Below are 24,265 nucleotides of genomic sequence, written 5' to 3'. Positions count from 1 at the left end.
CCGGAAAATCAAGTGGCTTGATTTGAAAGTCCTGTAAAAAATTCCTCCGGTTTTCATTCTCTTAATGCATCTGTATCATGCCCAAAGTAAAACAATCTATTCCTACTTATGATCTGGACGACATCTCCCGGCACGGGTTTATTGTCGAAAGAATGGAAAACAGAACCAGGCATTCCGAAGAAATCCTTCTGGATAAAGGAGTTCATCGCGACAGCCATTATATTTTCACCTTTATGGAAAGCGGCCACGTGAAAATGATGGTAGATTTCAACAGGGTGGAGGCAGAAGGGGCCTGTATATTCTGTGTGCTGCCCGGGCAGGTCCATCAGGGACTTCTGATGAAAGATGTTTCCGGATGGTTTGCAGCAGTAAAAACAGATCTGGTTCCGGAGCCTGTACGTGCGGTATTTGAAGAATCCCTGGCCGAAATAGAGCCATTACCCGTAGTACAGGAATGGATAGACCGGCTGAACCGTTCCGCTGAGGTGTTACATAAGTGCAGTACAGATGAAATGCTCTCTGATAAACAGGGAATTTTGGTAATAAGGTCTCTGCTCAGTGCTTTCACAGGAATGTATGCTTTTATTTATACACAGAATGCAGATCCGGAAATATCAGGCGAAAGCCGCTCACTTCAGCTCACCAGAGCATTCAGAATTCTGGTAAGAAGGAATTTTAGAACCCTGAAAAGTCCATCCGGTTATGCAGGGCTTCTGAATATTTCAAGAAGCTACCTTACAGAGGTTGTGCGTGAGGTGACCGGAAAATCAGCTCAATTCTGGATCCATCAGGAAATGCTGACCGAAGCCAAAAGATCCCTGTTTTTTACCGGCCTTACTGTAAAAGAGATTGCATACGGACTCGGATACAGCGACCATGCTTATTTTACAAGGCTGTTTTCCAGGCTGGAGGGAAAATCACCGACTGAATTCAGGGAAGCACATCAAAAACAGAGGTAAACCGCGTTTTGTCCAATCAATACCCCGAAACCGCTATCGCAGTATTTTCATTTTCAGGCTTCCTTTGCAGTAAAAAATAAAGATGCCAAGTTTGCCGAAATGGATCAATGACACCGTAGAAAACGTCTGGTCCTCCAAATTTAAAGAATGTACTGTTACTTCAATAGAATCTGTTTCAGAAAACCTCCTCAGACTGCGCTTCAGCACCGATCTGAAAAACATAGATTTTGAACCAGGCTATGCCATCGGAATCCGCGTGAATGAGAGAGATTTCCGCAATTATTCTCCTTTCAGTTTCAACAGGGAAGAAGGAACTTTTGAGGTGGTATTTCATCTTCATGATCATAAAGCGGCCGGAAGCAGCTTCATCAGCAGCCTGTCCCCCGGTGATTTTATAAAAATCCTGATACCCAGGGGAAAACGTTTTTTTGCCTCCGGGGCTAAAATTCATTTTTCTGTGGGCGATGAAACCTCGTTGGGAAGTTCTCTCTCTATTAAAGAAGCGGCAGAAGAAACAGGAAGTTCTTTTGTATGCCTTCACGAACTTGAAAATCCCGCTGCACTGGAAATGCTGGGACTTTTCGGCTACCATAGTGCTAAAAATTCTCCGGTAGAAATCATAGAAGCCCTAAACGACTTTCTGAGAGAAGAAAAGGAAGCCATAAGCAATGATGAGGTTGTATTTTATCTTACCGGAAACGGAGCCACCATGTCCCTGGTCCGCAAATTTCTGAAAGCAAAGGGAGTTTCTTCTCTATGTATAAGGTCGCAGGCCTACTGGATCGAGGGAAAGAAAGGGCTGTAAAGTTTTTTTACAAAATGAGTGTTCCCGTAATCAGTAATTAAAGATTTTAAGTATACTTGCGGTAGTTTTAGCAGAAAGTCCTGTGAAAGCAGAAGGCAAAATAAAAACAAACCTGAAAACATACTGCATGAAAAATAATACACTGCTTTTGATGCCCATAAGCGGATTAGATGACAAAAAATTTATCATAGAAAAATACCAGCGGGGATACAAATGGGGCAAGAAGGAAATCCTTGAGCTGCTGAATGATATTAACGAATTTGACCATACAAAAGGAATATACTGTATACAGCCGGTAATCCTGAAGCCAACAGGTGATAAAAAAGAGAATATTAAACCGGATGATAAGGAATACTGCCTCTATCCGGAAAATGAAGTGATTGACGGACAGCAGAGAATGACAACGATGTATATTCTGCTGCATTACCTGCGTTCTATCAGTATCAATGAAAATATCATTAAGTATTCTATTCAGTATAAGATCCGGGAAAAAAGCGAAAAGTTTCTTTCTGGAAAACTGGATGAGCTATTTGATTATATCCCTTCAACAATAAACGAAGATCTGAAAGAAAAGAATTATAAATATATAGCAGAAGCCAACAACAGCTGGAAAGGCTTTATAATGGGCAAAAAAGATTTTGACAATGTGGATATTTACCATTTTTTCATCGTTGCCTATTACATCAAAAACTGGTTTGAACAGTGTCTGGAAAAAGATAAGACGAAAGATTTCATTGAAAAAATTCTCCGCCATGTCCGCTTAATTTGGTATTCTTTAGACAATACCGCAGATAATCATGGAGTTATTGAAACTTTTCTGAACAACAATAAGGGGAAAATATCTTTAACGACCTCCGAGCTTATTAAAGCCCTGTTTATTCTGGATATTTCCAATAAAGAAAGCAAGGCCGTTGCCGGATATAAGATCAACCGTTTCGCACTGGAGTGGGATCAGGTGGAAAAAAAGCTTCAGGACGACACATTCTGGTACTTTATACAGCCTGACTCCGGAAAATACAACAAAGGAACCCGGATTGATTATCTGTTTGATTTAAAACTGGAACACAATTCCCATAACGACGATACTTTAGCTTACCGTAAATATGAAGAGTTTTTCAATAGGTTAAAAAATGACAGAGAAGGGGTGTTCCAGGCAAAATGGGATGAAATCATCCAACTCTTCAATAAGCTGGTAGATTGGTATAATGATTCATTTTTCTTTCATTATGTAGGTTATCTTACCGTGACGGGTTTAAGCAGTCTCCGGCATATTCTGGAGTTGAGTAAAGGAATATCCAAAGAGGTTTTCCGGGAAAAGCTTAAAGACCGGATCAGGGAAGAATTCGGGAAGCCCGTAAGAAAAGACGGACACGACGTTATGGCTTATGCCGTTGAAAATCTTCATTATAACCGTTTTTATAAACAGACCCAGAATGTACTTCTTCTTTACAATGTGCTGTATTATGTAGGCAAAATGTCATCCAATAAATTTCCGTTCGAGCTGTATGTCAGTGAGGAATGGAGCATAGAACATATTGTTCCGCAGAAACCCCAAAATCCTGAAAATTTTGAGCAGTATGTATTTTGGATTAAAGATCAGCTGGAATACAGGAAAGAAAAATCCGGAATATCTGCGGAAGAAGGAAAAATAATTACTGAACTGGAACGTAAGGGAAGTTTTCCGGAACTCAAAAAAGATAAAGAACTGCAGGAACAGGTGGATCAACTGGTAGAATCTTTCGAAGACAAAACCCATCAGATCTCAAATCTGGTCCTGCTGGACCGGAATACCAACAGTTCATTAAGCAATCATCTGTTTAAAATAAAAAGATCCAGGATACTGAGGTTCGACAGAGAAGGAAGAAATGATAAGGATAAACCTGAACCCGTATTTATTCCTGTTGAAACCCTTAACGCGTTTAATAAAACATTTTCAGAAAATCTTAAACTGGAACAGTGGTCGGGAGAAGACGGCGAAAAATATAAAAATTTTATTGCAGAAAGATTAAACTATTTTTTACCCACACTTAATTCTTAAATCATGACAGATCAACAATATATTACATTCTGGAAAATACTTACAGGTATAGGTATTGAAATTCCTGCGATACAGAGGGATTATGCACAGGGAAGGGAAAATGGCAGAATACCGGTTATCAGAAAAAAATTCATCACTGCGCTGCTGTCGGCACTGGAGAAAAGTAGTCCGTTAAGGCTTGATTTTATCTACGGAAAAATTTACGGAGAAAAGAATCAGGAAGAAATCCGGAAAAACTCATTGGCCATTACATCGCTTCTGAAAAGTATCCGGGATTATGCAGACAGTATAGACCTTATTGTTCCGGAAACCGGTGTGGCCGCTAAAAGCAATGATAACGGACAGAGCATATTTCTGATTCCGCTGGATGGGCAGCAGAGACTTACTGCTCTGTTCCTGATACACTGGTATGTACTTTCAAAACTAGGAAACAGAGAACAGATAGAGCTGCTGAAAAGATTCCGTTATAAGACCAGAAAAAGTACGGAACTTTTTATAGAAATGCTTTGCAGTAAAAACGTTGAGTTTCTCTTTAAAGATTTGTTGAAAGACGAGATCATCAATCATGAAACATTTTCCAATACATGGCTGGATGATCCTACCGTAGAATCTATGCTGAATGTGCTTGAAGAAATACATGGCTATTTTAAAAATAAAACCGATCCGGATTACTGGCGGCTGATCTGGACTAATCTGACGGACCGGGAAATTCTCCATTTTGATTTTCTCAATCTTAAAGATCTCGGCCTCTCCGATGATCTGTACGTAAAAATGAATGCCCGGGGGAAAGAACTCAGCGAATTTGAAAATTTTAAAGCCTGGCTCTTCGAAAAGATTGAATATAAAAACTGGATCAGTAAAGAACGATGGACAAGAGATTCCTTGAAATTTGATGTTGAATGGAATGACCTGTTCTGGACCTATAAGGATGAAACGGTCTTTGAAATAGACATGGCTTATTTTAATTTTTTTAAAATCCTGTACCTGACGGATCTTGTCCTGAAAACAGATCTGGTAAATTCTGCCTTTAAAGAAGGTGAAAATAGAGAGATTATCGAGAGTATCCTCAATAATACGGCAAATTTTGATTTTGAAATGATCTATAAGGAGGAGTTCAGAGACAGGCTTCCTGTTTATTTTAATATTTTGAATTACTGTTCAGAAAATGTTTCCGGAATGGAAAATTATGGAGAAATTTCCAAATTCTTCAAATTCCTGTTTAATGGAACATCGAGGATGGTATGGACAGATCTGATTAAAAATTATATCATCATCGCCTATATAGAAGAAAATTCTCATTTAACCTTTGACAGAGACCGTTTTGATGAATATTACAGGGTATTATCCAATTTATACCATAACCAGACTTTCGACAGTGCCCTGCTGTATAAAAACGCTTTGAAAGACATCAGGGATATTAACCGATACCTTGCACAAGGTACTCATGATATTCACCAATGGCTTTCAACGGCCAATACAGATACATTCACATCTGTCTTTACGAAAGACCAGATAGAGGAAGAAATTTTAAAATCAGAGCTGATCTGTTCGGAATCTGATAAAACCTCCGGTGATTCCTGGAATATGCTGATCCGCAAAACAGAAGCCCATCCTTATTTTAAAGGAAAAATAGGATTTCTGCTGAAAATGTCAGGTAATGATAAAGATCTGTTTACACATTACAGCGAAAAAATAGGACCTTTATTTAAAAATGAAATTTTAAATCATGAAAATTATCTGCTGCAGAGGGCTTTACTGACTTTCGGAAACTATTTTGCAAACAAAGGCGGAAATAAAAGGTCATTTTTCAGAAATGATGGAGAAGCATACAGATCCAGAAGAGAAAACTGGCTGGGTTTCCTTACAGACAGTGGGAAAAATCAGATACTGACCGCTCTGGTGAATGATCCGCTCTATAATGAACACAATATTGCAGATTCTTTAGAGTTGATCATTGCACGGTTTATCAGGCAGAATCCGGAATCTGATTTTAGACGGCAGAAACTCCCGGATCTGAAATACCATCAGCTGTATATCTACTGCAAAGATCTGTTTGAATATGGCGATTATGGTTATATAAGGCTGGCCAATGAAAAATACGGGTATCAGCTCAATGCGAGCAATACGGGAGGTTACTTTAATGATCTGCTCTGCGAATACATGAAGATGAGCTCCTTTTCAGATAATGATGCTGTGATAATACGTCATACCAAAGGCTGGGAAAACAGTCCCTCGATCCTTATCGGAAATGAAAGGCTGAGGCTGTTCCCCGCTGAAGATGTTTTCCTTACTGAAGATGAAGAAACAGGTAATGAAACCGGCCGTTTTTATAGCCTTTATGAAGTTATGGAGCATATCAGAATCATGGCGGAGTCAGTCATTATAACTGAACAGTAACTTCCGGTTCCAGGATTTTCTTAATAAGATTCAGGTTAAATATTTTAAATTACGGGAAGCCGTAATTTTTTTTTTGAGCTTGTTTGTAGTTTCGGGCATTATAAAAGAGTATAAAAATCTGAAAACAACAACTCAATACTTATGAATAGAAAAACCACACCCGCGGATCTCTTTCTGGGGATTCTCGCACTGCTTCTCATCAGCGTAAGCTTTTATCAGACCTGGCTGGGATTGCAGCAGATCTTTGGACCGGCTTCATTCGTGATCGCTCTCGTTTTGTCCCTCTTACTCCTTTTTCTGTGCTGGATGCTCAGAAATGCCAAACTTGAAGGGAAACCCACCGGGAGCCTCGTAGGGATCTATATTTTTATAGCTTCATTCTGTTTTATTGCCAACTTTAATGCGCTTTATACCCGGTTTATGAAAACAGATATCTACACCAATGAGCTCCGGGAAATCAATAAACTCTACACAGCTCTGGAAAGTGACGTAGAATCAAGGCTGAGCTATAAATACAACAAAGCAACCACCCAGAATATTGAGATCAAGAAAAAACAGCTCATGGAACAGATCAAAGACCCCGGGAACAAGGGGATCGGAACCCGTGCCCAGGCACTCATCAGCGATATAGAAAAACTTACCGGGCAAAAAGTTGATCTCCTCACACCGGTAGGGAATGACTACGAAGACCTGGCAGAAAGAATGGGAAGGCAGATCGACAATATCATTTCAGACCTGTCTCCTGAAGAAAGAGTTTTAAAAACGGATATTAATAATGCAGCTTCAAAATGGAGTAAAAATATCCAGGAGCTTTTATTATTGCCTAAAAAAGACAAAGACCTCCTGTCTCAGGGACTGATTGATGAATCACTGGCAGAATACAATAAGCTGGGAAGCCGTGCCCAGAACGTTTTGGGTGCCGAAAAAATGCATTTTGAACCGGCCGCCTCCCAAACCCAGGAAGTCGGGAAAATCGGTTTTGCATTTGAGCATGCGGTAAAGAATTTCGGAATGTACCAGTTTGTTGTACTGGCAGGATGTATTTTACTTGATTTTGTGATCGTTATTATCATCCTGTTGGTCACCAGTCCTGATAACGGAAGAAACAGCGGAGGCAGTGTCTTCAGAAACAAGAGAAGCGGTAATACTTTAATTCCTAACAGCTAAATCATGGAAAATAATAACGACCACCTGAAACCATTGTCTTTTGATAATGATATAAGCCAGCCTTTAAAACCTCTTTCATTTGAAAATAATAACAACACTCCGGAAGACTTTATTCCCATTGCAAGAACCATTTCAGATGACATTAAAAACAAGGACAGCAATTTTGTTTTCTTCTTCGGAACCGCAGAATCAGGTAAATCGGTGATCCTGTCATCAATGCTGTATTATCTGAGAGCCCATGCCGGGGTACTCAGACCAAAACTGGGAACTCCCAATACAAAAGAAGCCAATGTACTTCTTTCCGATTTTTTCGAAAATATACGTCAGGGAATCCTTCCGAACAGAACCACAAGAGATCAGGTAACCCGCCTGGATCTGGTATTTGAACCGAATAACAGGTCCAAAAGAGTGGGGCCCATAGATCTTACTTTTCTGGAAACATCAGGAGAAAACCATAAAGACATCAGAAGGGGAGGAAGCTATCACAGCAGCATAGAATCGTTTCTGAATGCGAATATCCCGCTTACCTTCATTATTGTTACAAGCTATGAATCTGCCCATAGGGACGACTCACTGATCAACGAGTTCCTGGATGAGCTGGAAAGAAAAGGAAAAAACCTGAAATCTGTAAACGCTATTCTGGTCATTTCCAAATGGGATAAATCAGGAAGAATGGACGTGGAAGATGCCAGAGCCCTCAATACTTTCATCTCTGAACGTCTGCCGATGACTTCACAGAGGATTGATACCTACGGACTCAGCAAGACCTACTACACCGTAGGAAGCATTCAGAATACTATGGGACAGGAGAGGATCAGCCTGCTTGACCTTTCTACGGCCGCAGTCTTATCCAAATGGCTGTACAGAAGCATTACAGGATACGATCTGGATTACGAAGGAACCTTTTGGGAACGTCTGAAATTTAGTTTTACAAGCTGATGAACGGAACGTATTTTTTCACAGCATTCGGAACTTTTGGAAATCCGAATGGCTTCAGACAGTCCTTTGTACTCGGAGGAAATGCAGCAATAGCAAAAGAAATCCGGACCTTCGATCTGAAGACGGATGCCATCAAGCTTTTTCCTGACAGCCGTATTTATGCCTTGCGGAAAGATTACGCCGGAGGTAGCGGTATCATTTCCTATAACGTGTATACATTTGCCAAAGAGCAGAACTCAAACAGGGGAGGAACGTTTATCGGATCGGGTCTGCTGTTTTCGGGGAAATCGGCTTCTGAAGGCCTGGTTATTGAAACCCTGAATGAATTTCACGAAAATCTCGAAAAAAATAATGTTACAGAAGGAGTCATTTCAGTGGGGCATTCTGATCAGTTTGCCGTACAGAAGCCTAAAGATTTTGATAAGCTGGGATTCCATCTGAAGAGTATTGATGAGGTGGATTTTACCCGGTTCAACGGGAATTACCTGGTGGTATACTGTATAACAGATCCGGTGGAACTGAAGGAAAAACTGGTAAAAGCAGTTGAGCTTCTCAATGTTTATGATACTGTTTACTTTACACAAAGCAGTGAGATTGCAGAATTTGTGCAGCAGAAAGGGATTTTTAAAATCGTTAACGATGAAGGTTTTGAAAATGAAATCCAGGTCCTTCAGGAGCAGAAAGAAAGATCAGTTCAGAATCTGATCCGTGAACTGGAGGCTGAAAAAGCTGACCTGAATGAAGGAAAGCAGAAATCGGTAACCGAGCTCAGCCGGCAGATTGAAAGAAACACACAGCGTCATCAGGAAAATGAAAAAAAGATAAGGGAATCGAAAGACCAGGTTCAGGCGGTCGGCAAAGAATATGATCAGTATTCAAAAAAGATAGAGGAACTGATCCGTACTTTAAAATCCGGAGAAAATACCGGGACCGTCAGAAAAGAATACCAGGAACATAAAAAAATGCTGAGTGCTGCAATCAGCAGGAATAAGGATGTTTCTTCCCTGAATACGCTGTCGTTTTCCGGCCAGACAGGACCGGGAACTTTAAAACAGAATTCCTTGCCGGAAAATCCTTTGGCAGAATTCAATACCGGACAGAACAGGGAAAAAGGATCCCGGAGAAATCCCTACAAAATAATGACTTTCATTCTGCTGTTCCTGCTGGTAGGCTCCTATGCTTCCTGTTTCGTATTTTTCTATAAGGACAAAAAGCTGGAACTGCCTTATACTGAGGCTTCAGTTTCTGAAAATACAGATCCGGCAGACACTGCTTCAGCGGTAAAACCGGATTATCCGGCAGCAGCCATACAGGAACCGGCTTTAAAGCTGAATCCGGCTCCGAACGGCCAGCTGAATGATAACGACAGAATCCTGATCTCGAAAAAAGTGAGGTCCGGAACAAAAATCGACAGCCTGGTTGGTGCGATCTATAATCTTAACCCTTCCACCATCAAAGATTATTACAGACATCAGAAAAAAGATTATAAAGAGAGACTTTACCTTATGAATACAGCCAGTTTTAACATCAAAAACTCAGATACGGTCTGGGTGGATACCTTAAAAACAGTGCCCAATTACAGCCCACTTTAAATATCGGTTGAATGCAAAAAAGACGGCCCGGAAATTTACTTTTCCGGGCTGTCTTTTTCATATATAACGTCAGGTTTTGTCGCCGGCTCCTGATATTTTTGCCGTAAGATAAATGGATGATCCATTTATTACAGGCAGATTTCCTGAAAAACTGAATTTCCACCCGTGATCTTTTTTACTAAAAAAATCCTTTCCGAAAATAAAATATAATGCGTCAAGTTTTGACGTTGCCCCCTGATACTTTTGTTTCAGAATCAATTGAGGAATAAAATTCATAAAATAATAAATGATGTAGTGAATTTTAATAAAATTATGCATAATAACTAAAAAATATTAGGTTTTTACAGAATTATAACTGAATAAAAATTTAATGTACCCAAACCAGATATTAATAAGAATATGAAAAAGACTAAAACCAAAATCAAAATCATTCTGAGGCGTAATCAGCTTCACAGATAGACATCCTGACATTTTTATTCTCCGTTTAAAAATACCGGTCACAGAAAGCTGTAAGGAAATTTGAGCAGAAGACGTATTAAATCAAAGGAACGATGTTCCTGTTGAAATAACGGAGAATAACGGACAATACGGTTCCAAAAACCTTTTTATGTTTATTCACCAAAGAATTTTTTCAGACTCAAAGGGCAGTGATCTCTGAAGAATTTTTTGAAGAAAACAGGACAAACATGAAACTGAAAACACAGATTCATAGAGTATCATACAAATTTCTCCCATTTTTTATAACTCTTTTCAGAACAGAGCAGAAAGCAGAAATCTCCGTACGGAATATTCTTATCTGTTTGTTTTCAGATTTCCCGCATAGCCGGGAAGAGAAATGTCATGAGATGTAATTGGTTTTTCTGTGATTATTCAAAAAAACTTAATGCGTATGAACAATGAAATTTATAGGGATAATCCCATAATGAGTTTTGAATCATCCTTTCCGGATAAACGGAAGGAAGTAGATTCTTATCAAGTTTACAATAACAAAAATATTACATAATGAGAAATTGGCATCACGAACTTATAAATGTTCCGCAAGCACTTGCTTTAATGCCTGATACTGTACGACATGGTGATAACACGCTCTATATAGGTGTGGTGGAAAACTTTTTGGAATTCGATCCCCTTGTTGTAGACGATAACCTGGAAAGGAGATTCAAAGTTTCGGAGTATAGAGCAGCGAATAAAAGCTTGTATCAAAATAAACAGAATTTTACCAGACAGGTATTAGATGGGAAATTTACCCATGATATCAAAATAAACTATATGCTCAGTAAGGATGATAAGTCCAATTATTTTTCTTCACACACAACCTCTGTAGCATCAATAATTGCGGGTGTAGATTATGAAACCTCCCAACCGATAGGTATAAAAGGAATAGTACCCAGGTGCAACCTGATCAGTGCATACAAATTTCAGGGTATGCCGATGATTGCTTCAGTAAATAAAATGGTGAAAGGTAATTTAGACTCCTACCATCATGAAAAAAATATTGGGTATTCTTCATATTTTAAGTTTCAGGATAATATTATTCCCCTGGCTCCGGGTAATGCATCCGAATCTCAAAATAATATCGCGGCATCTATTGTTAATACAAGTTTTAGCTGGCCTGTGCGAACTAATGATGTAGACGCCAGCGATTATATTTCAAGGAAAACAGTAGACTTCATATACAGTGATTTGTTTGCATATGGAAGAAACGGAAAAGGTATTTTGGTTATCTCATCTGCAGGTAATGAAAATATCAAAATAACAGAGGCTAACAGGTATAATGCTCTTACTAAAAAACCATTACTGGTATCAGCATCAAAACTTGTATTGGGAATACCAAATGATTTTAATGGTAATAATCCTGTATTCAATGAGGAAAGAGCCGGATATTCAAACTATGGTCAAAGGGTAGATCTTTGTGCACCAAGTAGCCCTGCCGCAGATTTCAAAGAAGGTGATAGCTTTATTTATGCTTCTGCGAATATAAAATGCGGAGATGTAGGAGCAAATGATAATACCTATCTGTTTCCTGATGTAAATGAAATAAACTCCTCAAAGGTTAAACTCACCGGTGAAATAAAAGGAGTATTTCCAGGACAGGCTATTGAATTCGGGGCACAGAATAGCTATTTCCATGAATTAAGACACATAAAAACAACTGAATTTCTTACGGTGAATAATCAGAATTTTCTGAATATTACATTAGATAAACCTGTTGAATTTACTAAGACCAAAGGAAGTCTGAGTATTGTAAACACCAAAGCTAAAGTGCTGGTCTGGAAAAAAGATGCGGAAAGACCGCAATACACGACTAATATTGTAAAAGTAACAGATTTACGGGGATTTCAGAATGGACAGGACGTATACATCTATCCTGAAGCCGATTATAATAATGGTGTTCAGGCTAAAATTACAAATATCAGCTTTGATACTAAAAAAATTACTGTAAATACCTCATTGGCAGTTTTGCCGGAAAACTTAAAAATAATTCCGGGGCAAATGAAAATGAAGGTAAAGACGATAGACGAGAAAGGGAATTTTATTGTTTTAGACAATATCAATGATATTAAGTATTCATTTTTTAGCGGGCAGTATGTGCTTGTAGATGATAAATATTATAATACCCTGGGTAAAATAGGATTCAAGGGTGATTCTCAATATAACAGAGGGTTTATAGATCATATTGGAGATAATGTAATAGAAGCCTATAAAGAGATTTTTATAAAATCCCTTTCATATGGAGATTTTACTTCCAAGTTCGGAGGAACTTCTGCTGCCTCTCCTATTGTATGTGGTGTTGCTGCAATGCTTATGTCTGTAAATAAAACTCTCAATGCAGCAGAAATCAAGCATATATTAAAACAGACGGCCAATAAAATCACTGGTGATAATAAGTATAAACTACAGGACAAGATCAATGAGTACAATTATGGTTATAGAATCAATGATTATTTTGGTACCGGAAGAGTCGATGCATCTGCGGCCGTAGCAATGGTACTCAACTGGGCGAATGAGCCTAAACCGATCATGAGACTCAGACATACTCCCGATGGAACGCCTGCAGGTACGGTTCCGGACAGTCCTGATATCTGGATCGCTCCGATCAACAGTGCAGATACTTTGATACCGGATGCTCAAAATAAATATAATACTCTGAAAACCAATCAGGAACAAAAAATATATGTCAGAGTAAGAAATGAAGGGAACAGAACCAGTTTTAAAGAGACCGACCTTAGAGTTCTGGTAGCTTTTACCAATGAAGCAGACCCGAAATTCAAATTTCCTGACTGCTGGTTTCATAATACGGAGAATTTAAATATGAAAACTCTGCTTTTAGATGTAAAGGAGGTATTACCGATCGAGGCAGGTAAAGATAGAGTTGTCGTAATACAATGGAAAAATCTTTCTGATGTTTGGAAAAAACATAATCCGGAAGGAAAACTTCGTACGTTTATTCTTGCCCATATTGCTCCTTTTGATGGCCCCGATGTAGATCTGAATGATATTAAGAATAATAAGAACCTGAGCTGCAGGGAGATCATTGCTACTCCAATTTCAATTAATGCTATTGGAGCTAACGGCAAAGTCGATATTTTAAACGATCATAATCAATACGAACTAAAAGTGGAAAGCCAGACCACCAATAAAAAGTTCAGCTTTGAAAACTATAATATCGCTTCAGCCGACCTTGACACTATGGAGTTCAAATTTTCACTGGTCAACAGAACAACCAATAATGTTGAACAGGATGTGGTCTTCAAAAAGATCAATGGAAACTGGGCGATGAATACTGTCCCTTCCAACGGATGGCTGCAGGCGGATATGAATATTTCAGATTCCACGCTGTACACCAATTACAAGAATGCTCTTCTGAATTATGAATTCAATTTCAATAATAATGATAAAGAGATCAGATTTAACGTGACCAACGCTTAAAACAAAAATTAATATGTCAAATTTTTTCGATTATAGTTTTCCTGTCGTACAGGAAACACAGTCAGATCCGGGCGGAGGTCCGGGATCGGGGATTGAAGGGCTGAATGTCCCCCCAAGAAAACCGGAATCGTACTTCTTTATGGATCCTTCCGCCGCTCAGGTGCCTTCGGATAAGGCTTTTGGACCTGTCAGCAGCGATGAATTCCAGATTACAACAGGCTTTAACAGTGGCGGAACAGAGGTGAAGGCCTATGCGGTAACCTCCGGAACTTTATTCTTTGCCCAGCATGGAAATGAAATCAATAAAGTCAACATCTTTTTAAAACCCAACAAAGATATCGGGCTGGGGGTAAAAGTGAAATACTTTGTGTACAGGGGGATAAAAACAGAAAATATCTTCAAAAATGTAGGCGGTGAAAAATTTCTGATAGAGAAACTCAATGTCAATACACTGGATTTTTTAAAACCTGTGTGGGACGATTATACCGAGTTCAATGAAACAGATCAGGATTTTAAAGCAAAAAAGATAGGCTATCTGGACGAGAATACACCTGTTGATCAGATCCTGCAGATGTTCTTTACAAAAGATACACATTCCCTGCTTCATGTAACAGGAGGAATGCATATCGGTAATTTTGAAGGAAATTTCGGCTTTGAAATTGTTCTTGATGACGGTGACTTTACAGAAGGAAAAGCTGTTTCAGGATTGCAGTTCAACGAAAAATTCGCCAACGCGAAAGAATGTATCCTGAATACAGGAACTGCCGGAGCTGCGTATGTGTTCGGAAGCAATACCAACGGAATCGGAGAAAAGATATTCCGTGAAAACATCTACCATTTTGTAGATCCCGCGGCCTACTATGGAGCCCATATTACCGCTGTCGGAGCCAATAACAATAATGGCGGAAAGGTCAAAGTAAAGAATGGAAGCTCAGAAGATACCTGGAAAAAAGCGGCTGATATTTTTACCCATGTCGTGAGTAAGTTCAAAAACAAAAACAAGGTATATCTTTATATAAAAAGTACAAAAGGACGGTCATATAATTTTTATGACCAGGTGGCTAAACCTGTTCTGGTTTCTTACAGTGTGAACAGCGTCACTACACAGCTTGAGCAGTTCCATGCTGACGGATGGCCTATACAGATCTTTAACAATGAAGCAGACTCTGTCAGGATTACTTTAAAGTTAACCAAAATCCGCAATAATCAGGTATATTATCATACCGGAATGAATGGCGGAACATTCTGCAAAGATGAAGAACTGGTATATGAAATTGAAGGAGGAGGACATATTCCACGCTATATGACAGCAGATATTCCTGCCAACCGTGCCTCCTCACTGATATTTTTATCATGTTCCCTGAATGACGATAAGAACAGCTTTTTTGGCCCTCTGGATATTGATACCATTTTTGAAGAAGAGGATTTTACAGGAACCGAGAGCAGAATGAGCTGGGGAGTCAGTACAAGACCTGTTCTGGCAGGGCGGGGAAAAGAAGCCGTTCTTTATAATACCAAGATCGTATTTGATAAGAAAAATCCGGATGTCAGTAAAAGGCTTAAAACGTTTTTTTTAACTCCGGTTACTTCTACCGTTGAGAATGATGAATATGCTGAATTCCAGAATCCCGGTTTCCTGAGTGCCGGTTATACCTCCAAGAAGATCAGCAGTTCCCGGGAGTTCTGCAGGGAAGTCTTAGGAAAAGCCAATGCTTCCGTTTTCAGAGGAAAGATTGCGGGTAATATTTATTCGCTGGCATTCAGAGCGGATGAATCTGTGAATGTTTTCCCCAATATGATACTTGGGCTTACACAGGCGGATATTGATGCTTTACTGGCGAGAATTCCGGCTGATGAGAAAAACAAGGCTTTAAACTATTATATAGATTTTCAGGAAAATAAAGCCACGGATGCCGAAGCGATGTATTTTGCCAAATATGCAGTACAGGTAAGCTACGAGATCGGGGATGGAATAAGAAAATCTACGCAGACCCCTTCGGGACAGGCTGAAATTTATATGTACAGCACAGACGAACAGTTCTTTTTTACCAAAAGCTATTCAGATCATTTTGCCTATTACGAAGAATTGGCAGAGACTACCGTAGATTTCAGACCGGCAGATAACTGGATGCAGTTTTATAAATATCCGCTTGCAGCTCCTCCGGGATCTCCTCCCGGAACACCTCCTGCACGCAATAATAATCCGGATTTGTTCTATGGTTTCGACTGGCTCAGAAAAGGAGACAGTGAAAGAAAATCTCCTTACAGGATCTATGATATGGCGTATCAGAATGCTTATAAAAGTATAGGAAGAAATATATCAACCGATCCTAATAGTTCCAATGTAACACTCGACAAAAAAGAATATGTAAGAGCGAAAGGATTATACAGGTCGATTCCTATGAGCTGGAAATTACCCAATGGTAATCTGTTTACCGGTACGGATGATTCCGTATACACCAATACAGAACCTGATGATTTGTATGATAGAGACTACTCACCGGCCTGGATCAGTATTCCAAACATAGAAAACTATAAGATCAGCACTCTGAAACTGAAGATGAAGATCAGAAGCCAGAAAAAAGCAACGGATTTAAGGCTCTATTTCAATGCGGGGAAATTTAAAATCAAAAAGATTGGAAGCGCCACAGGTGCTGCATTAACCGTAAAAACAGATGAAAACTTTGCCCAGTCACAATTGAGTTATGTAAGCTTTGCCGGCAGCGATATACCGGCAGTAACCAATGGTAAAAAGGTAAACTGGATCGATTTCGAGTTTGAAGTTATTGCCCCATACGAAAAACTGGAAATCTTTAAGGTAATGGCCGGGAAATTACTGGCCGGCAAAATGTACCTTTTCCCTAATTCTGCGGAAAATATCCGGGAGAAAAAGCTTCTGGTTGTAAAGATCAGACACAAAAGCGGGGATGCCGGAATTGGTAAAGTGACGGATGATGAACTGGAGCTCCTGAGAATATTCAGCAGTACCAATAACATCAAATTAACCATAGATACGACGTCCGTACCGGAAAAAGACCTCATTGGTGACTCTACCTTCCAGAATTATTTCGATTCCCCGGACGTAATCAATGACGAAAAACAGGTAAGCGGAATGAGGCTGGCCAAATATCTGAAAGGGCTTGTTCAAGGGTATGATGACCATGTAAAAGTCTTTTTCATCAATGCCAGAAATGAAGAATCTGGAGTAGGAGGAGCTACCTCTCAGGAAATCAAGACCATCTTAATGTTTAATTCGGCCCACGAAACGAGCGGACCTCACGTATGGGATCTGGCACATGAATACTTTCACAGTCTGGGCATTGCCCATGCTTTTACAGACCGGGATATTCAGGAATCAGCCTATCTGACATTTGCTAAAGGATCCACCAACAATGTCATGGATTATGACAATGACGATCCCACTGCACTGTCGTTCATTCAGGGAACCTTCTTCTGGCAGTGGGGAATTGCAAGAAAGAATGCATCCAGGAACTCTTAGTATGAATAATACGGTTTTCCGGCTTCTTACGTTACGGATGCCCTTAACTCCGGGATGTAAGAAGAAAATAAATTTAAAAAATATAAACGAATATGCCTAATAATACACCAGCACCATTACATTATTATCCGAGGCTTTCTAATCTGATTACTTTAGACAGCCTCCCGTCTTCGCTGGATTTCGTGAAGACCCTGGCCCAAAGCATATTTTCCAGGATATATTACAAAAATTATCAGGGAAGTATCAGCCCTTTGGGTGAAAGTGCGTTTTACAGCTTAAGCATTGTTTCAAAAACCAGATTGGAGTTCGATCTGATCTATGGATTGAAGTTTGTGCTTAACAGAGACCATGAGGATAATACCATTTCCTCATTTCCGGTAACAGTCCGCTACAACTGGCCTGTTATTGCCTATCTGTCGAGATTTGATCTGGACAGCTTTTCATTCGAGCCTCAGGAGATCTTCAATATTGCACTGGTTTGTCTGAATGTTTCAGAAGAAACAGTTGTGAATGAAGCCATCAATGTATTTGTGAACGGAACAGGTGATCCGGTTCATCAGTTCGTAGATGATTTCAATGCAGAGCTCGGAACAGCATTGTCTACCCCAATTCCTTATCCGGTAACGGGTAACAGAATCAGGGAGCTGATTACTTCCATCAACAAAGCGTATGGAGACGGAGCTGCACTTGCTGCATTCTCCCTGTATATTCTGGACAAAGCAGACCTGTCTAAAACAAAAGAAAATATTAAGAAATTCTTTAAAAGAATTCTGCCTGAAGACATTAATGAATACATTAAGAATATTATCAGACCGCAGGCCCTGGTAACCCTGGAAACCTCAGCTTCCGTTGAATTTCCAAGAAATATCCTGCTGCCGTGGAAAGAAGAAACGGTAAACGGAGAAGTCGTTCTGATGCCCGACCCGGATGACAATAAAAAGACCAGTTTCGATTTTGCAAAAGCGGTTTTCTATGCAGATACCGATGCGGGAATTGGGTATAACCTTGATCTTGCAGGTACACTGGATCCCAAATATTCAGAAATTGCAAAAACAGGCTTACTCATCCAGATCGAGCGGCTTAAACTGGATCTCAGCAAAAAGAAAAATATTCCCGAAGCCGATGCTATGGGATATCCGCCGGACTTTGTGGGGGTATATGCCGATGCACTGTCTGTAACACTGCCGCCGAAATGGTTCAGTAAAGAGAGTACATACCAGTCTACACTGCGTTTGGGAGGATATAACCTTCTCGTAGGAACAGGTGGGGTTACCGGAACTTTTGCACTGGAAGCAGTACCTGTTTCCAGCGGAGCCGGGCAGGTTACCTCATTCTTTAATAACAATTTCTCATTTACTTATCCTATTACAGGCTATAAGATCCTGAATGACGAAATGATCCAGGAAGTTCCGATCGGAAATTATGACGAACTACTGGCTTATGTGAATGCACTTCCCGATAAAAACCAGTACCGTTTTAAATTCCCGCTGCAGGTAAATGAAAACGGAGGAGCCGCCAAAACCATTGAAAGCCAGGATAAATTCCGGGAATACATCAATTCCTTCTATTCTGGAAATAATGATTATATGTGGCTGAATCTGGGGAAAGATGCCGATAAATCCTGGAAAATAGGATTTAAAAAATTCGATATCAGCTTTTTCCACGGAAAAGTAACCTCATCACATCTGCATGCCCAGCTGGAGCTTCCTAAATTTACAAGACAGGATAATCCGAACGGGCTGGCAAGGATTGATGTTTACGGAGAATGGGAAAGCAAAGAAAACTTTAAACTTTCCGCAGCATTTCTTCCGTCAGGATGGAAAATGAACCTGTTTAACTTCCTGGATTTCCATCTTCAGAATATAGAAGTAGGAAAGAAAAATGACAATTTCTTCATTGGTGCCGATACCAAAATTACCTTCCCGCCAGGATCTTTCGGAGCAAAAATGCTGAAAGACGGAATTGATCTTCCCGCAATGCGTTTTTACGGTAACGGTAAATTTGAACTGGCCGGAGGAAATACCGTGATCCCGGTTAACCTTAGCCTGGATATCGGACCGATCACGATGAGTGTAACGGCCGTTCACTTCGGAACCATTCAGCGAATGAAGAACGGGGTAATGAGAAGTTACAACTATATCGGGTTCGATGGAGGAATCAATGTGAATCCGCTTGGTCTTGATGTAAGAGGAAACGGAGTGAAGTTCTATTATACCAATGACAATGATGAGCATGGTGGTAGCGGAGACAGCTATTTCCATATCTCCACTTTAGAGATCGACCTTGTGATTCCGGGATCAGCAAGCGCTTCAGCAGCAATGGCTATTATCAAAGGAGCACTTACCATTCCGGAACCGGGAGTTTCCACAGAGTACAGAGGAAAAATCTCAGTACAGCTTCCTAAAATGAATATGTACGGTTCAGCAGAAATGGCTTTTGATCCTAAATATCCCGGCTTTTATATTGATGCCAGCGTAGAGCTTCCGGTGGCTATTCCGTTGGGCTCCTTTGGAATCTTCGGATTCAGGGGACTTCTCGGGTACCGCTATATTGCCCATAAAAAAGCGATCGGAATGACCGATGACGATTCCTGGTACGACTTTTACGTACACCCGGAAAGAGGGATCCATATGGACAAATTTATCGGCCCGCAATATACCAAAGAATTCAGTGCCCCGTTCTCGGTAGGTGTTGGAGCTTCACTGGCAACTCTGGACGGGCGTCTGGCCTCACTCAGGGCGATGGTGCTTCTGTCGCTGCCAAGTATGTTTGCCATTGATGCAGGGCTTACCATTATCAGCGAGCGTCTGGGGCTTACGGAAGATGATCCGCGTGTTCCGCCTTTCTATGCATTTGTCATTGTAGGGAACAACTCTCTGGAGATAGGAGCAGGAGGAAACTTCCAGCTCAACAAAAAAGACGGATCTTTTATAGACATCAAAGCCGAGGTACAGATGGGATTCTTTTTCAAGAACCAGAAACCGTGGTATGTGAACTTCGGAACAAAAGATAAACCGATTACGGCATCCCTGTTTAAAGATTCGGTGAATATCCGGGCACAGGCCTACCTGATGATTGCCGCCAAAGGAATAGAAGCCGGTGCAAGGGTAGACTTCAACCTGAACCTATTCATCGTCAAAGTGTGGGCTGCTATCGAAGTCGGTGGAAAAGTCAGCTTTGAAAGACCGCAGACAGGAGGATATATCTATGTAGAAGGAGGAGCGGAAATCAATTTGTTCATCATCAGTGTATCCCTGTTCATTTCCATCTACTTCAGGGTAGAACTGATCAAGCCGTTCCTGATTCTTGCAGAACTGAAATTTGAACTGAAGGTGAAAATTCTTTTCATTAAGATTAAACTTAAAGTTCATTTAACCCTCAAATGGGAGAAAAACCCGGATACAGATACCTCCGGAATACCACCTATTACCTATGAATCTGATTCCCCGGATATCGATTATCCGAAAGAAGCCAGACTGGAAAATGCGGTAAAAGGAGTGCATATGCTTACCAATGAGGAATTTATTCTTAAACCTCTGCCTGTAAATGTAGTGCCGGACCCTGCTGCTATTAAAGAGAAGTTACCTTATATCCCATTGGATACCTATGTGGATATCAAGATTGAAAAAGGAATGATTCCGGTAGCGGCTGTTGATAAAAAGATCGGCGGACATACAACGGGAGCCAACGGATATCTTGATCTGATTCCGCCTGAGAAAAACCAGCCGGGAGGTCATGTGATCCGCCAGGTACAGCATAAATATTCTATTGAAGATGTGATCATCAATATCGTTAACGAACAGGGTGTCTGGGAAGAATACAATCCGTACAGGGCGGTAGTTACAGAAGAAGAACTTCCGAACCTTCCGAATATCAATAATTTCAAAATTGGTTTCTGGCAGAAGAACAATGAAAAATACGATACGATCAGAATTCTTGCTTCCACGCCTTTCTCTTTCATGGACGGAGGACAGCCGGGATGGTTTATTCCTGAGCAGTACGGGATCACTGCCTCTACCTTATTCTGTACGGAACATACGGAAACATGGCATGAATCCAACGTTCTGGATAAAACGGTAGGAACTGTATACCACCAGCCTTTAATGTATCCGAATGAATACATCAACGGAGCGTATTACAATATTCTGGGAGCCGCATCGGATAACGATTATATGAGTGTTTCCAACATATCCAATCCGCATAACTTTGCCAGGTCCTTAAAGATCGAAAACGGAAACGGGATGGTCATTCTTCTTCCGCAGGCTTCTGCCCAGGTAAGATTATGGCTTACCACAACGGCTGTAAACCTGAGGGTAAGATACTATAAAGATGTTTTCTCCAATTCCATCTACCAGCAGTATGAACTGATCAATGAGGTAGTAAAATCAAAAGCTGAACTGGCTGCCGATCTACTGGCGTATAAATCAGATGATTATGGCGGACAGTATGTAAGCAAAATAGAAATCATTCCTCAAAATCAGAATCAGGCGGAGATAGATTCTATTAATGCCCAGATTGAGCAGCTATGGCTGGATGCAGCTTCCAACTCATCAGGTGAAGTATCCACTATTTTTCTTAACAGGTTCCAGCGTGAAGTGTACAAATCTCTTATGGCAACGCTGTCTAAATTAAGAAGCAGAGGATGTACATCTTCACTGTGCAGCGAACTTGATTTTGATATTCTTCATACTCAGGATAATTACCAGGGGACCGGATGGCCGGGAACTGTAAATCTTTCAGACTCTACGGTAATTAACAATTATACGGAATACCAGGCACAGTTCAATGCAGTGACAGGCCAGGACGGACCTTATGTGGACTTTAATACCCATTCCGTAATATTCCTGTATGTACCATTTCAGGACCCTTCCGTTCTGCATAATACCACAATCGGGAAAATATCGGCAGGTTCATCCAGACTGGAGATCTGCTATGTAGATGATCTTCCGAAACGTCGTACAGACAAAGCGGTGATCATTAAGGTAAATAAAACCCAGGACAAGCCGATTAAACTCAGCTTTACACCGGACTGCGGATGTAACGGAAAAGAAGACCCGTGCCATCGTAAAGATGAACTGTGCAACTTCCTGACCCAGCTGATGTATGACCTTAACACATGTCTTTTATACAATGGCAGTTCAGATGATCTGAGATGGCATTGGAAATGTTTTGAAATTTTCATCGGAAGTATTCTCCGCTTTGAAGAAGAACATCCTCAGTATGAACTCGTAGGAGGTTATGGATATATCATTAACGAATTAAAGGAACTTGAAGAATACGGACATCTTGAAGGGGCTACGGTAACAGGAGCAATGCAGATTGTGAAGAAAATCTATGATATCATCTACCAGCTTGGAGATTGCGGATGTAATGACAGCGGTGAAACAGCCGTGAACTGTTTTACACTGATGCACCAGGTATCATGGCTTACGGCACAGGATCATGAATATCAGCAGACTATTCCTTCTCAGCCGGCTGTGGTACAGGATTCTCAGCTGATGATGGAGGCCATGGAAAAAGTAATTCAGCCGATCTGGAGACCAAACAGTGTATACTGTGTCAATCTGAAGCTGAAAGACGAAGTAAACGGAGATACACCTCACATTTATGATTACTATTTTGGATTTAAAACCGCCGGACCGATCGGACATTTTGAAAAAAGAAATATAAAATATCTCGAACTGATTAAAGATGAAAACGGAGTTCCTTTGGATCCGGAGCAGAGAAAAAAACCGGAAGAATATCCGATTACCTCTCTCAAATCTTATATCGATATGAAGAGGTCTTATCCTAATGCAGACGGAAGCCTGCTGATGTCCAAACCGATCTTCTATGGAAACAGAGAATGTGAAATACGTCTGTTCTTTACAAAACCATATGTCTACAATATGCTCAAGACTTGGGATAAAATAGAACCGGGACTGAAAAAACTGAAAGGAAATATCAATATCGTGATCAAAGATCCTGTTACAGATGTTATTGTACCTTATCCGCTGCCTCAGGACTGGACCATGCACGAAACAGTACCTGAAGGAGAAGAATCCTGGTTACCGGATGATCCTAATCTTCCTCTAAGCATTCAGCAGATGTTCAATTATGTGAATCATATTAACCAGAATCCGGGTTCTATGGTCTGCAGCCTTCAGTTGGGAGATCCTGTTAAACCGAAATCATACAGCTACTCAGTTGTACTTACGAATCTGAATCCTGAAAAGCTGTATACAGCAATTGTGTACAATGCCTTTGATGAAGACGGAAACGGAAGCATTGCCGATCAGCTCAACGACAAAGGAGAGATCATCTATGAAGAAAACCAGAAAGTTCACGAGTTTACCTTCAAAACTTCCAGATATATGAATTTCAGGGAGCAGGTAGAAAGTTATAAACTGAAAGATTTTGACGATACTAACGTCCTTGTAGATGAAAAAGATGCGGTTTATAAAATCAATGTAAACCTTTCGGAACAGTCGCTGAACGATGCCTATACTTTGGTGTCCGGAGGAACTGAAAATGCATATCTGAAAAATCTGGTAGAAACCTATTCTGAAGTGTTTGACAGGGCTTTTGAAGGAGTTTTGGGAATAAAACCACTTGATCCGCCTTCCGCAACAGAATTTGTGAAAATTGTAAATGCAGAAAAAGATGTCGTGGCAATCCTGGTGAGAAACCCGGAACCGTTCAACGATCCGAAAATTCCTCTGACTGAAGTGGCGAATACTTTCGAAATTCTTAAAGCAGACGGAATAAATGCAGATGACAGCTTTAAGGTTTTATACTCAAAAGATTATTCACAGATGCTGATCATGAATAAAAACAAGAAAATAACCAATGAGAAGATCCGTTGCAGGTTCAGATACAAAGCATGGAACGGAACTGCCTATACAGAGCAATCAGAGGTGATTACAAACGATATACAATTAATCAATAATTAAATCAAGA

At 40.3% G+C, this 24,265-nt stretch carries 10 protein-coding genes; all 10 read left to right on the top strand.

What is annotated here, in order from left to right; all coding sequences use genetic code 11:
- Positions 1-77: 77 nt before the first annotated feature.
- Positions 78-959 (top strand): helix-turn-helix domain-containing protein, encoded by an 882-nt coding sequence (locus tag AC106S_RS05455; RefSeq protein ID WP_482438072.1) that lies wholly within the window; start codon positions 78-80, stop codon positions 957-959.
- Positions 960-1,041: 82 nt separating this feature from the next.
- Positions 1,042-1,764, top strand: coding sequence for an FAD-binding oxidoreductase (locus AC106S_RS05450; protein ID WP_482438071.1), 723 nt, complete (start codon positions 1,042-1,044; stop codon positions 1,762-1,764).
- Between the two features lie 127 nt (positions 1,765-1,891).
- Positions 1,892-3,802 (top strand): DUF262 domain-containing protein, encoded by a 1,911-nt coding sequence (locus AC106S_RS05445; protein WP_482438070.1) that lies wholly within the window; start codon positions 1,892-1,894, stop codon positions 3,800-3,802.
- A 3-nt stretch (positions 3,803-3,805) separates the two neighbouring features.
- Positions 3,806-6,199 (top strand): GmrSD restriction endonuclease domain-containing protein, encoded by a 2,394-nt coding sequence (locus AC106S_RS05440; RefSeq protein ID WP_482438069.1) that lies wholly within the window; start codon positions 3,806-3,808, stop codon positions 6,197-6,199.
- Between the two features lie 141 nt (positions 6,200-6,340).
- Positions 6,341-7,366 carry a death domain-containing protein gene (locus AC106S_RS05435; protein ID WP_482438067.1) on the top strand — a complete coding sequence of 342 codons (1,026 nt, stop codon included), beginning with the start codon at positions 6,341-6,343 and terminating at the stop codon, positions 7,364-7,366.
- A gap of 3 nt (positions 7,367-7,369) precedes the next feature.
- Positions 7,370-8,305 carry a hypothetical protein gene (locus AC106S_RS05430; protein ID WP_482438065.1) on the top strand — a complete coding sequence of 312 codons (936 nt, stop codon included), beginning with the start codon at positions 7,370-7,372 and terminating at the stop codon, positions 8,303-8,305.
- On the top strand, positions 8,305-9,897 hold the full coding sequence (locus AC106S_RS05425; RefSeq protein ID WP_482438064.1) for a hypothetical protein: 1,593 nt from the start codon (positions 8,305-8,307) through the stop codon (positions 9,895-9,897). Before AC106S_RS05430 ends, AC106S_RS05425 begins: the two co-directional genes overlap by 1 nt.
- Before the next feature lie 1,002 nt (positions 9,898-10,899).
- A complete protein-coding gene (locus tag AC106S_RS05420) occupies positions 10,900-13,827 on the top strand; it encodes a S8 family serine peptidase (RefSeq protein WP_482438063.1) in 2,928 nt (975 codons plus the stop codon).
- Between the two features lie 13 nt (positions 13,828-13,840).
- Positions 13,841-17,326 carry a hypothetical protein gene (locus AC106S_RS05415; protein WP_482438062.1) on the top strand — a complete coding sequence of 1,162 codons (3,486 nt, stop codon included), beginning with the start codon at positions 13,841-13,843 and terminating at the stop codon, positions 17,324-17,326.
- A gap of 92 nt (positions 17,327-17,418) precedes the next feature.
- Positions 17,419-24,258, top strand: coding sequence for a hypothetical protein (locus AC106S_RS05410; RefSeq protein WP_482438061.1), 6,840 nt, complete (start codon positions 17,419-17,421; stop codon positions 24,256-24,258).
- The last annotated feature ends 7 nt before the right edge of the window (positions 24,259-24,265 follow it).

This window comes from Chryseobacterium sp. FR054, assembly GCF_056844565.1.
The sequence above is the reverse complement of the archived record's forward strand: the minus strand, read 5'-3'. Positions and strand labels throughout refer to the sequence as shown.

What these genes read in the sequence shown, in the direction of transcription:
- AC106S_RS05435 (WP_482438067.1), top strand. Translation starts at nt 6,341, where the DNA reads ATGAATAGAAAAACCACACCCGCGGATCTCTTTCTGGGGATTCTCGCA.
- AC106S_RS05430 (WP_482438065.1), top strand. Translation starts at nt 7,370, where the DNA reads ATGGAAAATAATAACGACCACCTGAAACCATTGTCTTTTGATAATGAT.
- AC106S_RS05420 (WP_482438063.1), top strand. Translation starts at nt 10,900, where the DNA reads ATGAGAAATTGGCATCACGAACTTATAAATGTTCCGCAAGCACTTGCT.
- AC106S_RS05410 (WP_482438061.1), top strand. Translation starts at nt 17,419, where the DNA reads ATGCCTAATAATACACCAGCACCATTACATTATTATCCGAGGCTTTCT.
- AC106S_RS05415 (WP_482438062.1), top strand. Translation starts at nt 13,841, where the DNA reads ATGTCAAATTTTTTCGATTATAGTTTTCCTGTCGTACAGGAAACACAG.
- AC106S_RS05445 (WP_482438070.1), top strand. Translation starts at nt 1,892, where the DNA reads ATGAAAAATAATACACTGCTTTTGATGCCCATAAGCGGATTAGATGAC.
- AC106S_RS05440 (WP_482438069.1), top strand. Translation starts at nt 3,806, where the DNA reads ATGACAGATCAACAATATATTACATTCTGGAAAATACTTACAGGTATA.
- AC106S_RS05450 (WP_482438071.1), top strand. Translation starts at nt 1,042, where the DNA reads ATGCCAAGTTTGCCGAAATGGATCAATGACACCGTAGAAAACGTCTGG.
- AC106S_RS05455 (WP_482438072.1), top strand. Translation starts at nt 78, where the DNA reads ATGCCCAAAGTAAAACAATCTATTCCTACTTATGATCTGGACGACATC.
- AC106S_RS05425 (WP_482438064.1), top strand. Translation starts at nt 8,305, where the DNA reads ATGAACGGAACGTATTTTTTCACAGCATTCGGAACTTTTGGAAATCCG.